The following is a 14532-nucleotide window of genomic DNA, read 5'->3' as shown; positions in this document are numbered from 1 at the left end:
GGGTCGACGTCGATCTCGGCCGGCTCGGCGGAGTACGGCGCCATCGCATGGCGCCCGCTGGGCTGGACGTACGGCAGTGGTTCGGGGTCGGCGAGCAGGCCGAGCCCGGGCTCGCCGGTGGTGCCCTTGGTGGAGTCGTAGCGCGGGATCGCGGTGGTCTCGAAGTCCCCGCCGTAGGTCGAGGTCGGCAGATCGTCTTCCGGGTCGACCAGGCTCGCCGTCGCCGGGCGGGCCGAGCCGTCGGGCCGTTGCCAGGCCCGCGGGTCCTGAGAGTGACTGGTCACGCAGCCCAGGGTAAGTGCAAGTCACCCCCGAACCGGGGATTTACCACGGCGCTTTGGCCGCGTTTCGGCAGGTGGGCGAACACCGGCGTGGCGGGCACCGCCCGGCGATCCGTAATCTGGCTCGCATGAGGACGCGCCGGCCGGTCATGGGTGTGTTCGTGCTGTTGTGCGCCGTCGTGGTCGGGTCGGGTTGCGCCCGCTTCGACGAGGCGCAGTCGCAGCCGTTCACCACCGAGCCGGAGATGAAGCCGCCGCCGAGTTCGGCGCCGCCACCCCCACCGCCGCTGCCGCCCAATCCGTTTCCGAAGCAGTGCCCGGCGCCCGGAGTCATGCAGGGCTGCCTGGAGAGCACGAGCGGCCTGATCATGCTGCCCGACGGCCAGTCCGCGCTGGTCGCCGAGCGCACCACCGGCGCGGTCAAGGAGGTCGCGGTCCGCGCCGAGCCCAAGGTGAAGACCACGATCCCGGTCGACGGGTCCGGCGACGGTGGCCTGATGGACATCGTCATGTCGCCGACCTACGCACAAGACCGGCTGATGTACGCCTACGTCAGCACGCCGTCGGACAACCGCGTCGTGCGCATCGCCGACGGCGACATCCCCAAGCCCATCCTGACCGGCATCCCCAAGGGCGCCACCGGCAACTCGGGATCGCTGATCTTCACCAGCCCGACGACGCTGCTGGTGCAGACCGGCGACGCAGGCAACCCCGCGCAGGCCGCCGATCCCGGCTCACTGGCCGGCAAGGTGCTGCGCATCGAGCAGCCGACCACGGTCAACCAGGCGCCGACGACGACCGCGCTGAGCGGGCTCGGGGCGGGTGGCTCCATGTGCATCGACCCGTCCGACGGCGCCCTCTACGTCACCGACCGCACGCCCACCGCGGACCGGCTGCAGCGGGTCACCAAGGACTCGGCGGTCTCGACCGTGTGGACGTGGCCGGACCGGCCGGGCGCGGCCGGATGCGCGGCACTGGACGGCACCGTGCTGGTGAACCTGGTGAACACCAAGCAGACGGTGGCGGTGCGAATGGCGCCGGACACCGGAGCGGTCACCGGCGAGCCGGAGGTGCTGCGCCAGGACACCCACGGCCACGCCTGGGCGCTGCAGCTCTCCCCCGACGGCAACGTGTGGGGCGCCACGGTCAACAAGACCGCGGGTGACGCCGAGAAGCTCGACGACGTGGTCTTCCCGCTGTTCCCGCAGGGCGGCGGTTTCCCGCGCAGCAACGCCGACAACACCTGATTCGGCTACCTGCCGCGTGGGAGGCAGACCCCGCGCGGGGGGACTAATCTCCCGCCGCCACCAGTGAGCGCAGTCGCAGGCCGGGGTTGTCCCGTTCGACGCTCTGCAGCCGCCACGGGGTGGAGAACACCGCGAGGATGACGCCGTCGGTCCGGGTGAAGACCTCGACGGACGCCTGCTTCTGCAGCAGCTCGACGTCGGCGGGGTCGGCGGCGCGCGCGACGGTGTACGGCAGCGGCTCGAGCGCGATCGGCGCGGCGAACTCGGCGGCCATCCGGTGGGTGGCCACCTCGAACTGCATCGGCCCCACCGCGGCGAAGACCGGCGCCTGGTCACCGCGCCGGTCCGAGCGCAGCACCTGCACGACGCCTTCCTGCTCGAGTTGCTCGATGCCCTTGCGGAACTGCTTGTGCTTACTGGGATCCGTGCCCCGCGCGACCGCGAAATGCTCGGGCGAGAAGCTCGGTATCGGCGGGTACTGCACGGCGATGTCCCGGTAGAGCGTGTCGCCCGGACGCAGCGACGCGGCGTTGGCGAGCCCGATGACATCGCCCGGCCAGGCGGTGTCCAGCGTGGAACGGTTCTGACCGAAGACCGATTGCGCGTACTTGGTCACGAACGGCTTGCCGGTGGCGGCGTGGGTGAGCACCTCGCCGCGCTCGAACGTGCCCGAGACCACCCGGGCGTACGCGATCCGGTCACGGTGCGCGGAATCCATGCCCGCCTGGACCTTGAACACGAACGCGCTGAACGGCGACGAGGCGTCGCGCCGGTTGCCGTCGACATCGAGCTGACCGTTCGGCGACGGCGCCAGCTGCGCGAGGACGTCGAGCAGCTGGTTCACCCCGAAGTTGAGGATGGCCGAGGTGAAGAGGACCGGTGTCGAAGTACACCGCAGGAACGAGTCCCGGTCGAAGTCGGCGCCGTCGGCGGACAGCAGCTCCGACTCCTCGATCGCGTTGTCCCAGTCGATGCCCGCGATCTCGTGGGCGCGGGCGGCGTCGATGTGTTCTTCGGGGGCGGCGGTGGCACCGCCGGCTGTGCGGGTGTACTTGATGTATTCGCCGGTACGGCGGTCGAGGACGCCCTTGAAGTCGCCGGCGATACCGACCGGCCACGTCAACGGCGTGGTCTGCAGCTGAATGCGCTCGTGGATCTCGTCCATCAACTCCAGCGCGTGGCGACCCGGCCGGTCCCATTTGTTGACCACCGTGATGATCGGAATGCCCCGATGGCGGCAGACCTGGAACAGCTTGAGCGTCTGGGGTTCCAGGCCCTTGGCGGCGTCGATGAGCATCACCGCGCAGTCCACGGCCGTCAGCACCCGGTAGGTGTCCTCGGAGAAGTCGGCGTGGCCCGGGGTGTCGAGGAGATTGATGACGCAGGTGTCCCCGTGCTGCGTCCGGTACGGGAACTGCAGCGCCGTCGAGGTGATCGAGATCCCGCGGGCCTTCTCCATCTCCATCCAGTCCGAGACGGTGGCGCGACGGCCGGCCTTGCCGTGGATCGCGCCCGCCTCGGTGATCGCCTTGGCGTGCAGCACCAGCGCCTCGGTCAGCGTGGACTTACCGGCGTCGGGATGGCTGATCACCGCGAACGTTCTGCGACGTCGCGCTTCGGCGGAGATGCGGTCTGCCTTGGGCCCCGTGGCGGCCGTCGACACACCGGAGGCGGTATCGGTCATTGCACCGTCAATGGTATTGGCCGTGGCGGTGAAACCGATAATCGCGGCGGCCTAGGCCTGCAGTGCGAGATGCATCACGTGCAGGCCCACCAGACCGTGCGTGCGCGAACGGAAGGCGCCCGGGACGGTGCCCACGATCTCGAATCTCAGCGACTGCCACAGCCGCACCGCGCGGGTGTTGGTCTCGACCACCGCGTTGAACTGGATCGCCCGGTAGCCGTTGCGCCGGTGCCAGTCGATCACCCATTCGGCCATCGCCCGCCCCGTCCCGCGCACCTGCAGCCGGGGATCGACCATGAAACTGGCGGTGCCGACGTGGTCACCACGGCCGGGGCGGTTGGGGCCCATCTTCGCGGTGCCGACCACCCTGCCGTCCGTCACGGCCACGATGGCGTGCGCCGGCGGCGGCTCGAGCCAGAGTCGCGCGATCTCGTCGTCGGTCAGCTCTTCGGGGTAGGCGTAGCTCTCGCCGTCGGCGACCACCGGGCGGAAGATCGCGGCGATCTGCCGGACGTCGTCGGCGGCAGCGGCCCGTATCTCCAGCACGGCCGATCAGCCGCAGGCGGCGAGGACCAGTTCGCGGACGCGGGCGGCGTCGGCCTGACCCCTGGTGGCCTTCATCACGGCGCCGACGATCGCGCCTGCGGCCTGGACCTTGCCGCCGCGGATCTTCTCCACGATGTCGGGGTTGGCGGCCAGCGCCTCGTCGACCGCCGCCTGGATCACGGAGTCGTCGCGCACCACCGCCAGACCGCGGTCGGCCATCACCTGCTCGGGGTCACCCTCGCCGGCGAGCACTCCCTCGATCACCTGGCGGGCCAGCTTGTTCGACAGCTTGCCGTCGTCGACGAGCTTGATCACAGCGGCCACCTGTGCGGGCGTGATGGACAGCGCGTCGAGCTCGACGCCGGCCTCGTTGGCCTTCTGCACCAGGTAGTTCCCCCACCAGGCGCGGGCCTGGTCGCCGGATGCGCCGTGCGCGACCGTCGCGGTGATCAGGTCGAGCGCACCGATGTTGACCAGGTCGCGCATCACCTCGTCGGAGATGTCCCAGTCCTGTTGAATCCGCTTGCGCGACAACCACGGCAGCTCCGGGATGGTGCCGCGGAGCTGCTCGATGAGCTCCGCGCTGGGCGCCACCGCCTCGAGATCCGGCTCGGGGAAATACCGGTAGTCCTGTGCGGTCTCCTTGCTCCGGCCCGGCGAGGTGTATCCGTCCTCGTGGAAGTGGCGGGTCTCCTGCACGATTCGGCCACCCGACTCGAGCACGGCGGCCTGCCTGCGCATCTCGTAGCGCACCGCGACCTCGACGCTCTTGAGCGAGTTGACGTTCTTGGTCTCGGTGCGGGTGCCGAACTCGGCCTGGCCGATCGGCTTCAGCGACAGGTTCGAGTCGCACCGCATGGAGCCCTGATCCATCCGGACATCGGAGACACCCAAGGCGCGCAGCAGATCCCGCAGTGCCGTGACATATGCCCTGGCGATCTCGGGAGCGCGGGCCCCTGCGCCTTCGATCGGCCTGCTGACGATCTCGATCAGCGGCACCCCGGCACGGTTGAAGTCGGCCAGCGAATGCGTCGCCCCCGCGATCCGGCCGGTGTCACTGCCCAGGTGGGTCAGCTTGCCGGTGTCCTCCTCCATGTGCGCGCGCTCGATCTCCACCCGCCAGGTGCTGCCGTCGTCCAGCGGCACGTCGAGGTGTCCGTTGATGGCGATCGGCTCGTCGTACTGCGAGATCTGGTAGTTCTTCGGCTGGTCCGGATAGAAGTAGTTCTTCCGGGCGAACCGGCACCACGGGACGATCTCGCAGTTGAGCGCCAGCCCGATCCGGATCGCCGACTCCACCGCCGACTGGTTGATCACCGGCAGCGACCCCGGCAGCCCCAGGCACACCGGGCACACCTGAGTGTTGGGCTCGGCGCCGAAGGCGTTGGCGCACCCGCAGAACATCTTGGTCGCCGTCGACAGCTCGACGTGCACCTCCATGCCCATCACGGGTTCGTAGCGCGCGATGACCTCGTCGTAGTCGAGCAACTCGGCGGTAGCGGCAGTCATACCAGCGATGTTAGTGGTCAGGACTCGGCCAGCTTCGGGTGCACGCCCGGCATGAGCGCCAGTCCGGTGGACACCCGTTGCAGCAGGCGCAGGAACTCGGCGCGCTCGGCGGACGTCAGCGTCGCGGCGATCTCGTCCTCCTGTGCACGGCCCTGCGCGTCGAGTGCCGGAAGCAGGTCGCGCGCCTTGTCGGTGAGCGTGACGGCGAACGCCCGCCGGTCGCCGGGGTGCGGCTTGCGGGTCACCAGGCCCTCACGCTCGAGGGTGTCCACGACGCCGACCATCACGTTGCGGTGGATTCCCAGCCGCGACGACAGCTGACGCTGGGACTGTCCGTCGTCGGCGTGCAGCGCCATCAGCACCGCGTAGGTGCGCGGCCCCACCCCGAAGGGCTGCAGGCGCGCGACGAAGTCGTCGGCGACGAGCACGCCCAGCTGCGACAGCAGGAACGGGATGCGCTCATGGAGTTCGGCGATGCCCGGTGAACCCTCGGTCATGTCAGCACACTAGCCCGCGCAGTGATTGTCACCTAAAGTGATAATCACCAATTGTGACAAAGGAGCCGCCATGAACCTCGTCATCCTCGGCGCCAACGGGCAGACCGGCAGGCTGCTGACGCGCCGCGCGGTCGACCGCGGACTCTCCGCGGTCGCCGTCACCCGCCGCCCCGAGGACTTTCCGTTCGCCCACCCGAACCTGCGGGTCGCCCGTGCCGACGTGCGCGACGCCCCCTCGCTCGAAGACGTCATCGAGGGCGCCGACGCGGTGGTGTCCACCCTCGGGGTGCCGATGAGCCGCCGCCCGATCGACACCTACTCCGCCGGCGCGACGAACGTGGTCGCGGCCATGCGACGGGCCGGCGCCGCACGCCTGGTCGTCGTGAGCTCGACCGCGGTCGCGAACTACCCGGGCCGCACCGGCGCACCGGTGGCGCTGCGCGTCGTCGAACCGATACTGAAGAACACCCTCGGAAAGTCCACCTACGCCGACCAGCGCCGCATGGAGGCCATCGTGAGCGGCAGCGGCCTCGATTGGACGGTGGTACGCCCGTCCGGTTTGTTCGACCTACCGCACGTCACCGAATATGTTGCCGGACATCGTGATCCGATCGGTGCGTTCACCTCTCGCACCGATCTGGCGGACTACCTGCTGCGCTCGGCGGTCACCGCGGACGGGGACCGTGGCGTGGTGACGATCTCCACGGTCACCGACACCCCGACGATGTGGCAGATGGTGCGCCGCGAAGCGTTCGCCGGCGCCTGAGGTCAGCCGAAGAACTCGGCGGCGTCGTCGTAACGGCTCTGCGGCACCAGCTTCAGTTGGCGCACCGCATCGGCGAGCGGCACCCGGCCGATCTCCTGACCCCGCAGGGACACCATCATCCCGAACTCGCCGGCATGGGCGGCGTCCGCGGCGTTCACGCCGAAGCGGGTGGCCAGCACGCGGTCGAACGGTGTGGGCGTACCGCCGCGCTGAACGTGGCCGAGGACCGTCACCCGGACCTCCTTGTTGATCCGCTTCTCGACCTCCATCGCCAGCTGCTGCGCGACGCCCGTGAACCGCTCGTGCCCGAACTCGTCGATTCCGCCCTGGCGCAACTGCATCGAGCCCTCGGCCGGCTTGGCGCCCTCGGCCACCACGCAGATGAAGTGCGAGTCACCCCGCACGAAGCGCGCCTTGACCAGCCGGCACACCTCCTCGATGTCGAACGGCTGCTCGGGGATCAGCGTCATGTGGGCTCCGGAAGCCATGCCGGCCCCCAACGCGATCCAGCCCGCATGGCGGCCCATCACCTCGACGAGCATCACCCGCTGATGGGATTCGGCCGTGCTGTGCAGACGGTCGATCGCCTCCGTCGCCACGTTCAGCGCGGTGTCGTGGCCGAAAGTCACGTCGGTGAAGTCGATGTCGTTGTCGATGGTCTTGGGCACGCCGACCACCGGGACGTTCTCCTCGGACAGCCAGTGCGCAGCGGTCAGCGTGCCCTCGCCGCCGATCGGGATCAGCACGTCGATGCCGTTGTCGTCGAGGGTCTGCTTGATCTGGTCCAGCCCGGCGCGCAGCTTGTCCGGATTGGTGCGCGCCGTGCCGAGGATGGTGCCGCCCTTGGCCAGCAGGCGGTCGTTGCGGTCGTCGTTCTTGAGCTGGATGCGGCGATCCTCCAGCAGGCCCCGCCACCCGTCGAGGAAGCCGACGACCGACGAGCCGTAACGGACGTCGCAGGTGCGGACCACCGCGCGGATCACCGCGTTCAGGCCAGGACAGTCACCGCCACCGGTGAGAACTCCGATCCGCATGATCTATACCGTTCCTCGCGTGCGCATGGACCCCGATCCTGCCAGCATCGTCGGTTCGCGGCTCGTCAGCGGCGGAACGGGCGAACGGGGACACCAGCCCCGATTCGTAGGCGATCACCACCGCCTGCGCGCGGTCGCGCAGCCCGAGCTTCGAGAAGATCCTGCCGACATGTGTTTTCACCGTCTCCTCCGAGACCACCAGACCCGCCGCGATCTCGGCATTCGACATCCCGCGGGCCAGCAGCTCCAAGACCTCGGTCTCCCGTGGTGTCAGACGCGCCAGCTCGTCGGTGCAGCGGCGCGGCGCGGCATGCCGGCTCATCAGGTCCGCGATCACGCGCCGGGTGACCGACGGCGCCAGCAGCGCGTCGCCCGCCGCGACGACGCGCACCGCACGGATCAACTCGTCGGCCGGCGCGTCCTTGAGCAGGAAGCCGCTGGCTCCGGCACGCAACGCCGCGTAGACGTAGTCGTCGACGTCGAAGGTGGTCAGCATGAGGACCTTCGACGTGGTCTGGGCCAGGATCTCCGTGGCGGCGTCCAACCCGTTCATCTCCGGCATCCGCACGTCCATCAACACCACGTCCGGCGCCGAGGTGAGCACACCGGCCACGGCGTCGCGCCCGTTGGCCGCGTCACCCACCACGCTGATGTCGGGCTGGGCCGCCAGCAGCGCGCCGAAGCCCTGCCGCACCATCGCCTGGTCGTCGGCGATGAAGGTGGTGATCATCGGCGAACCGGGCGCCGGGGGACCGTCAGACCGGACACCCCGACACGGTAGCCGGGACGCACGGCAGATAGGACCAGACGACGAACTCGCCCTCGGTGTCGTGGACGGCCACCATGCCGCCGACCGCAGCGGCCCGCTCCCGCATGCCGGCGATGCCCAGACCGGGCACCGGAGGCTCCCACGATTCTGTCATCAGCGGGTTGCGGATCTCGACGCCGACGCCGCCGACGGTGATGTTCACCTCCGCGGTCACCGTCGCCCCCGGCGCGTGCCGCGCGGCATTCGCCAGACACTCCTGCACGATCCGGTACGCGGCCGACCCGACCAGGTCTCCGACCAGCTCCGTCGGCCCGTCGATCCGCCATGTCAGGTGCACACCCGCACGCTGGGTCGAGGTGAACAGCGCGGGCAGGTCGGCGATCGTCGGCGCAGGTGCGAGTTCGGCGGGCTCCACGCCGCTGCGCAGCACACCCAGCAGACCGCGGATCTCGTTGAGCGCTTCACGGCCGGTCGCCGCGATCGTCTCGAACTCGGCCTGCAGGCTCGGTGGCACGTCGGGGTGGCGATACGGCGCGGTCTGAGCCGACACCACCACCATCGACATGTGGTGGGCGACGACGTCGTGCAGGTCGCGCGCGATCCTGGTGCGCTCCTGCAGCACCGTTCGCCTGGCCCGCTCCAGGTCGCCCACCTCCTCCAGTTCGGCGACCTGCCGTCGCGACAGCACCAGCCAGCGCACCAGCACCACGGCGAACACGATGGCGGTGACGCCGAATGTCCAGCCGCCGTCCACGTGATTCGGCATCGCGACGAGGAACAGCAGCGCGGTCGCCAGCCACACCCTGACGACGACCGGCAGCGGCCGGGTCCAGACCACGGCGACGGTCAACACCAGCAGCTCGATGAGGTGCACCACCTGCCACGGGTAGGTCCAGCCCGGTTGCCTGTCGAAGAACAGCGGGATCAACACCGCCGACACCGCCGAGATCGACCATCCGAGAAGCGGATTGACCGACAGGAACAGGATCGGCAGGGCCGCGAGCGCGGCGACGATGGGCGCCAGCGCCGCAGGCACCTGGTGGGTGAGGAACAGCGTCGGCCACGCCACCGCGAACAACACCCCGGCGGCGGCGATCACCAGCCAGTCCGTCCAATGTCCGCGCCGCATCCACCCCGTCGAACCGCTTGGCCTGTTCACGGTCCGAATGCTAGGGCGCTTTGCGGCCCCGGCCATCCCCCTGCGGGGTGATTCCCGACTGGCTCGCCGGAGCCAGCCGCTACAGCGCGGTCGGCAGCGCTCCGCGGGCCGCCTCGTACGCCGCACCCACCCGGTAGAGCCGGTCGTCGGCCAGGGCAGGCGCCATGATCTGCAGACCCACCGGCAGACCGTCGTCGGGGGACAACCCCGACGGCACCGACATGCCGCAGTGCCCGGCCAGGTTCAGTGGCAGCGTGCACAGGTCGAACAGGTACATCGCGAGTGGGTCGTCGACCTTCTCCCCCAGCGGGAACGCCGTGGTCGGCGTAGCCGGCGACACCAGCACGTCGACACTGCGGTACGCCTCGTCGAGGTCGCGGGCGATCAGCGTGCGGACCTTCTGCGCCTGGTTGTAGTAGGCGTCGTAGTAGCCCGCCGACAGCGCGTAGGTGCCGATCATGATGCGGCGCTTGACTTCTGGTCCGAAGCCCGCGGCCCGGGTCAGCGCCATCACCTCCTCGGCACTGTGCGTCCCGTCGTCGCCCACCCGCAATCCGTAACGCATCGCGTCGAAGCGGGCCAGGTTCGACGACACCTCCGAGGGCAGGATCAGGTAGTAGGCGGCCAGCGAGTGGTCGAAGTGCGGGCAGTCGACCTCGGTCACCTCGGCGCCCAGCGCGGTCAGCTGCTCCACCGCCGCGTTGAACGACGCCAGCACGCCCGGCTGGTAGCCGTCGCCGCGCAACTGGCGCACCACTCCCACGCGCACACCGGACAGGTCGCCGTCCGCGCCGGCCCGCGCCGCGGCGACCACGTCCGGCACGTCGGCCGTCACCGACGTCGAGTCCTTCGAGTCGTGCCCGGCGATCACCTCGTGCAGCAGGGCGGTGTCGAGCACCGTTCGGGCACACGGCCCGCCCTGGTCCAGCGATGACGCGCAGGCGATCAAGCCGTACCGCGACACCGTTCCGTAGGTCGGCTTGACCCCGACGGTCGCGGTCAGCGCGGCGGGCTGGCGGATGGAACCGCCGGTGTCGGTGCCGATGGCCAGCGGCGCCTGGAACGCCGCGAGCGCGGCGGCGCTGCCCCCGCCCGAACCACCGGGAACGCGATCTACGTCCCAGGGGTTGCGGGTGGGGCCGTACGCGGAGTTCTCCGTCGAGCTGCCCATCGCGAACTCGTCCATGTTGGTCTTGCCGACGATCGGGATGCCCGCCGCGCGCAACCGTGTGGTGACCGTGGCGTCATAGGGCGAACGCCAGCCCTCGAGGATGCGCGAGCCGCAGGTGGTGGGCATGTCGGTGGTGGTGAACACGTCCTTGAGCGCCAGCGGCACCCCGGCCAGCGCCGACGGCAGCTTCTCCCCGGCCGCGACGGCCTCGTCGACCCGGGCGGCGGCCGCCAGCGCCGCGTCCTGCGCCACGTGCAGGAACGCGTGGTAGCGCTCGTCGGTCGCGGCGATCTGGTCCAGGCACGCCCTGGTGACCTCGGTGGAGGACACCTCCCCGGCGGCGATGCGCCCGGCCAGGGTGGCGGCGTCGAGGCGGGTCAGCTCGTTGCTCACTCCGGCTCCCCCAGGATCCGCGGGACGGCGAAGCGGCCGTCGACGGCGTGCGGGGCCGCGGAGAGCGCCTCGTCCTGCGTCAGGCACGGCTCGACCGTGTCGGGGCGCATGACGTTGACGTCGGTCAGCGGATTGCCGGTGGGCTCGACACCGGTGACGTCCACCGCCTGGATCTTGCCGACGTGGCCGAGGATCGCGTCCAGCTGGCCGGCGAAACCGTCGAGTTCGTCATCGGTGAGCGCCAACCGGGCCAAACGGGCCAGGTGGGCAACCTCGTCTCGGGAGATCTGCGACACGACAGAACAGCCTAGTCACGGCGGGTCGGGCCGGTCCGGGGGGCAGGTACGCGGCAGGCGGGACCGCGCCCGCTGTGTCACAGTGACAGCCGTGCCTTCGTATCTCCTGCGGGTCCAGTTGGCCGACCGGCCGGGCAGTCTCGGCTCGCTGGCGGTCGCACTGGGCTCGGTGGGCGCCGACATCCTGTCCCTCGACGTCGTCGAGCGCGCCTCCGGATACGCGATCGACGACCTGGTGGTCGACCTGCCCGCGGGGGCGATGCCGGACATGTTGATCACCGCCGCGGAGAACCTCAACGGCGTCTACGTCGACAGCATCCGCCCGCACACCGGCCTGCTGGAGGCGCACCGCGAACTGGAACTGATCGACCACATCGCCGCCGCACCGAGCCGCGACGGCAAGCTGCAGGTGCTGGCCGACGAGGCGCCCAAGGTGCTGCGCGTCGGGTGGTGCACCGTGGTGCGCTCGACCGCCGCCGGGATCGAGCGGATCGTCGGCAGCGCCTCGGCCCCGGAGACGCAGGCGGGGTCCGCGCCGTGGCTGCCGCTCGAGCGCGCCGCCGCGCTGGACGGCGCGGCCGACTGGGTGCCGCAGGTGTGGCGCGACATGGACACCACGCTGGCCGCGGCGCCGCTGAGCGAACCGCACTGCGCGGTCGTGCTCGGCCGCCCCGGCGGGCCGCTGTTCCGGCCGTCGGAGGTGGCCCGGCTGGGTTACCTGGCCGGCATCGTGGCAACCATCCTGCGCTGAGCGGGCGTCAGTCCCAGGTCGTCATCAACTGTTCGGTGTCGGCGCCCAGTTCCGCCACATCCACCCCCGAGTCGGCGTTGAACCGGACGTCGTCGATCCGCTCGAGAAGCGGTGCGGCATGGGCTAATTCACCACGCGCGATGTCACCGGTGTGCACGAACTGCGCCGCGACGCCGGTCCGCACGAACAGGAAACTCCGCACCACCCGGGCGAGTTCGGCGCCGGCCTCGGCCGCCGACAGCTCGCCACGTCGGTGCCGTTCGGTGATCGCTCGGGCCGACCGCACGAACCGGCGCTGGGTCAGGCGCCGATGCAGGTCCCGCACGACCGGGATGCGCCGCAGCCGGTCCGGCGGCAGCGTCCACAGCACCACTGCCGTCCACCAGAGCAGCACGGTGACCGCGAGGACGGCGGCCAGCAGCAGCCAGCCCGTCGAGTACGGCAGCGGGCCGCCGACGAATCGCAGCAGGTCCTCACCCGGCACGGCGGTACGCCTCGGTCACCGCGGTGAGCTTCGCGCGCACGTCGGCGCTGCCCGTGATCCGGGCGAACGGCACAGCGCGCGTGGTCATCGTCTCGACCAGCGCGCCGAGTCGGCGGCGCTCGGCCTTGCGGTAGGCGGCGAGCACCCGCGGGCCCAGGCTGTGGCCGTCGAGCACCACCCGTCCGGTCGCCACGTCGACGCCCTCGTGCCCGCCGTCGGCGGGGCCACCCACGGCGGGCATGTCCGAGATCATCAGCCACAGCACGTCATGGCGGCCCGCGAGTCGGCGGACCACGTCGTCGAGGCGGGGACTGACCTCCGGCTCGTCGGAGATCACCACGATCAGCACCGGCCGCCGGAGGTGGCGCGCGACGTACTCCAGCTGGCAGACGATGTCGCTGGTGCCGACGTCGCCGCGGCTGTGCAGGTAGAACTGCTCGATCAGGCCCTCGATGTGCGGTTCGCCGCGGCCGCTGCGCATGTGCTGCGAGCCGCGGACGTCGCCGTAGACCAGCCCCACCTCGTCGGTGCGGCGCAACGCGATCAGGCCGATCGCACCCATCGCCACCGCCGCGACGTCGCGTTTGAGCTCACCGCCTGGGGCAAGCGCCGACATGTTTCGGCCCGCATCGGCCACCAGCAGGATCTTGTGGTGCTTCTCGGTGACGAATCGCTTGACCAGCACCGAGCCCGCCCTCGCGGTCGCCCGCCAGTCGATGTCGCGGATCTCGTCACCGGGGACGTACGGTCGCAGGTCGTCGAATTCCATTGTCCGGGTGTGCAACAAGGCGTAGTGACCGCCCTCGAGCATTCCCCGGGTGTCGGAGCCGAAGTACTGTTTGGCCCGATTGAGGTGCCTGCCCATGACGGACTCAGGGCACCCGGACGGACTGCATCACGGCGTCGACGACGGTCTCGCTGGTGACACCGGCGCTGACGGCCTCGAAGCCGAGGACCAGCCGGTGGCGCAGCACGCGGTGCGCGAGGTCGCGGATGTCGTCGGGCAGTACATGGTTGCGGCCGGCCAGCAACGCCAGTGCCCGCGCCGACCGGCAGAACGCGATCGTCGCGCGGGGACTCGCGCCGTACTCGACGAGCCGGGCGAGCTGCGGGGTGAGGAACTCGTCGGGGTTGCGGGTGGCGTACACCAGCTGGCTCACGTAGTGGACGAGCTTCGGGTCGAGATGCACCCGGGCGGCGACCTGCTGGATCATCCGCATCTCGTCGAGGGTGATGACCGGCGGGGTGGTGTGCGCGCGGTCGTAGACCCCGGCGTCCATGCGGAACATCACCTCCGCCTCCTCCTGGGGCGTCGGGTAGCGCAGCACCTCTTTCAGCATGAACCGGTCGGTCTGGGCCTCCGAGAGCGGGTAGGTGCCCTCCTGGTCGACGGGGTTCTGGGTGGCGATCACCAGGAACGGCTCCGGAATCGGGTAGAGCTGTCCGGCGATGGTGGTCTGCCGCTCCTCCATCGCCTCGAGCATCGCGCTCTGCGTCTTGGCGCTCGACCGGTTGATCTCGTCGAGCACCACGATGTTGGTGTGCACCGGACCCAGCTGTGTCACAAAGGAACTGGTGGCCGAGTCGTAGATCTGGGTGCCGATGATGTCACTGGGAAGCAGGTCCGGTGTGCACTGGATCCGCTGGAATCCTCCGGAGATGGACTCGGCGACGACGCGGGCCGCGGTGGTCTTGGCCAGTCCGGGAACGCCTTCGAGCAGGATGTGGCCGCTGGTGAGCAGGCCGATCAGCAGGGTCTCACGCAGATTCTCCTGGCCGACCACCTTGGCGGAGAACGCCTCGGCGATGCCGGCCACCACGCGGCGGGTCCGGTCCAGCTGCTCGACGTCGGACGGGCTGCTCGTGGTCATCGGGGTCAGAGTAGCCGTCCGCCGGTTCCCCAAACATCGCCACGCAGCGGCAGCAAACGGCGATCGGTGCGGCG

The 14532-nt window shown here is 70.2% G+C and carries 14 protein-coding genes and 2 pseudogenes; 3 read left to right on the top strand and 13 right to left on the bottom strand.

Annotated elements, in window-relative coordinates; genetic code table 11:
• Positions 1-284 (bottom strand): annotated as a pseudogene (locus tag Q2100_RS03275) (hypothetical protein); the annotation flags it as partial.
• A gap of 125 nt (positions 285-409) precedes the next feature.
• Here Q2100_RS03275 and Q2100_RS03270 point away from each other — a divergent pair.
• The gene (locus Q2100_RS03270) at positions 410-1528 is read left to right on the top strand and encodes a PQQ-dependent sugar dehydrogenase (protein ID WP_302912847.1); all 1119 of its coding nucleotides are present in this window, start codon (positions 410-412) and stop codon (positions 1526-1528) included.
• Between the two features lie 43 nt (positions 1529-1571).
• Here Q2100_RS03270 and Q2100_RS03265 read toward each other — a convergent pair whose 3' ends face one another.
• The 4 genes from Q2100_RS03265 to Q2100_RS03250 are packed head-to-tail and all read right to left on the bottom strand — an operon-like array spanning position 1572 to position 5764.
• Positions 1572-3212 carry a peptide chain release factor 3 gene (locus Q2100_RS03265; RefSeq protein WP_302912846.1) on the bottom strand — a complete coding sequence of 547 codons (1641 nt, stop codon included), beginning with the start codon at positions 3210-3212 and terminating at the stop codon, positions 1572-1574.
• A gap of 51 nt (positions 3213-3263) precedes the next feature.
• The gene (locus Q2100_RS03260) at positions 3264-3758 is read right to left on the bottom strand and encodes a GNAT family N-acetyltransferase (RefSeq protein ID WP_302912845.1); all 495 of its coding nucleotides are present in this window, start codon (positions 3756-3758) and stop codon (positions 3264-3266) included.
• A gap of 6 nt (positions 3759-3764) precedes the next feature.
• A complete protein-coding gene (gatB, locus tag Q2100_RS03255) occupies positions 3765-5267 on the bottom strand; it encodes an Asp-tRNA(Asn)/Glu-tRNA(Gln) amidotransferase subunit GatB (protein ID WP_264011950.1) in 1503 nt (500 codons plus the stop codon).
• 17 nt (positions 5268-5284) lie between these two features.
• On the bottom strand, positions 5285-5764 hold the full coding sequence (locus Q2100_RS03250; protein WP_302912844.1) for a MarR family winged helix-turn-helix transcriptional regulator: 480 nt from the start codon (positions 5762-5764) through the stop codon (positions 5285-5287).
• A 70-nt stretch (positions 5765-5834) separates the two neighbouring features.
• Between Q2100_RS03250 and Q2100_RS03245 the strand changes: the two genes are divergently transcribed.
• Positions 5835-6530: an NAD(P)-dependent oxidoreductase gene (locus tag Q2100_RS03245; protein ID WP_302912843.1), complete on the top strand. Its 696-nt coding sequence runs from the start codon at positions 5835-5837 to the stop codon at positions 6528-6530.
• Positions 6531-6532: 2 nt separating this feature from the next.
• Here the strand turns inward: Q2100_RS03245 and Q2100_RS03240 are convergent, their stop codons facing one another.
• The 5 genes and pseudogenes from Q2100_RS03240 to gatC all read right to left on the bottom strand — a co-directional run bounded on the left by Q2100_RS03240 (position 6533) and on the right by gatC (position 11352).
• Positions 6533-7564: an ATP-dependent 6-phosphofructokinase gene (locus tag Q2100_RS03240; protein ID WP_264011953.1), complete on the bottom strand. Its 1032-nt coding sequence runs from the start codon at positions 7562-7564 to the stop codon at positions 6533-6535.
• 85 nt (positions 7565-7649) lie between these two features.
• Positions 7650-8294, bottom strand: a pseudogene (locus Q2100_RS03235) (response regulator); the annotation flags it as partial.
• 25 nt (positions 8295-8319) lie between these two features.
• The gene (locus Q2100_RS03230; RefSeq protein WP_302912842.1) at positions 8320-9492 is read right to left on the bottom strand and encodes a sensor histidine kinase; all 1173 of its coding nucleotides are present in this window, start codon (positions 9490-9492) and stop codon (positions 8320-8322) included.
• Between the two features lie 79 nt (positions 9493-9571).
• Entirely contained in the window at positions 9572-11056 is a 1485-nt protein-coding gene (gene gatA, locus Q2100_RS03225; protein ID WP_302912841.1) for an Asp-tRNA(Asn)/Glu-tRNA(Gln) amidotransferase subunit GatA, read from the bottom strand.
• The gene (gene gatC, locus Q2100_RS03220; protein ID WP_264011956.1) at positions 11053-11352 is read right to left on the bottom strand and encodes an Asp-tRNA(Asn)/Glu-tRNA(Gln) amidotransferase subunit GatC; all 300 of its coding nucleotides are present in this window, start codon (positions 11350-11352) and stop codon (positions 11053-11055) included. The genes gatA and gatC overlap by 4 nt, the downstream gene beginning before the upstream one ends.
• Positions 11353-11434: 82 nt before the next feature.
• Here gatC and Q2100_RS03215 point away from each other — a divergent pair, with 82 nt between their 5' ends.
• Positions 11435-12103: an ACT domain-containing protein gene (locus Q2100_RS03215; protein WP_302912840.1), complete on the top strand. Its 669-nt coding sequence runs from the start codon at positions 11435-11437 to the stop codon at positions 12101-12103.
• Between the two features lie 7 nt (positions 12104-12110).
• On the opposite strand, the gene Q2100_RS03210 is transcribed toward Q2100_RS03215, so the two are convergent.
• The 3 genes from Q2100_RS03210 to Q2100_RS03200 are packed head-to-tail and all read right to left on the bottom strand — an operon-like array spanning position 12111 to position 14458.
• Positions 12111-12587 carry a hypothetical protein gene (locus Q2100_RS03210; protein ID WP_302912839.1) on the bottom strand — a complete coding sequence of 159 codons (477 nt, stop codon included), beginning with the start codon at positions 12585-12587 and terminating at the stop codon, positions 12111-12113.
• Complete coding sequence (locus Q2100_RS03205; RefSeq protein ID WP_302912838.1) at positions 12577-13452, bottom strand: DUF58 domain-containing protein; 876 nt, start codon at positions 13450-13452, stop codon at positions 12577-12579. Before Q2100_RS03205 ends, Q2100_RS03210 begins: the two co-directional genes overlap by 11 nt.
• A gap of 7 nt (positions 13453-13459) precedes the next feature.
• Complete coding sequence (locus Q2100_RS03200) at positions 13460-14458, bottom strand: AAA family ATPase (RefSeq protein WP_302912837.1); 999 nt, start codon at positions 14456-14458, stop codon at positions 13460-13462.
• Between the last annotated feature and the right edge of the window lie 74 nt (positions 14459-14532).

This window comes from Mycolicibacterium arseniciresistens (assembly GCF_030519285.1).
In the GTDB taxonomy this organism is placed as follows: Bacteria; Actinomycetota; Actinomycetes; order Mycobacteriales; family Mycobacteriaceae; genus Mycobacterium; species Mycobacterium arseniciresistens.
The sequence above is the reverse complement of the archived record's forward strand: the minus strand, read 5'-3'. Positions and strand labels throughout refer to the sequence as shown.

Coding starts and splice junctions, on each gene's coding strand:
- Q2100_RS03270 (WP_302912847.1), top strand. CDS start 410: ATGAGGACGCGCCGGCCGGTCATGGGTGTGTTCGTGCTGTTGTGCGCC.
- Q2100_RS03265 (WP_302912846.1), bottom strand. CDS start 3,212: ATGACCGATACCGCCTCCGGTGTGTCGACGGCCGCCACGGGGCCCAAG.
- gatB (WP_264011950.1), bottom strand. CDS start 5,267: ATGACTGCCGCTACCGCCGAGTTGCTCGACTACGACGAGGTCATCGCG.
- Q2100_RS03250 (WP_302912844.1), bottom strand. CDS start 5,764: ATGACCGAGGGTTCACCGGGCATCGCCGAACTCCATGAGCGCATCCCG.
- Q2100_RS03245 (WP_302912843.1), top strand. CDS start 5,835: ATGAACCTCGTCATCCTCGGCGCCAACGGGCAGACCGGCAGGCTGCTG.
- Q2100_RS03240 (WP_264011953.1), bottom strand. CDS start 7,564: ATGCGGATCGGAGTTCTCACCGGTGGCGGTGACTGTCCTGGCCTGAAC.
- Q2100_RS03205 (WP_302912838.1), bottom strand. CDS start 13,452: ATGGGCAGGCACCTCAATCGGGCCAAACAGTACTTCGGCTCCGACACC.
- Q2100_RS03200 (WP_302912837.1), bottom strand. CDS start 14,458: ATGACCACGAGCAGCCCGTCCGACGTCGAGCAGCTGGACCGGACCCGC.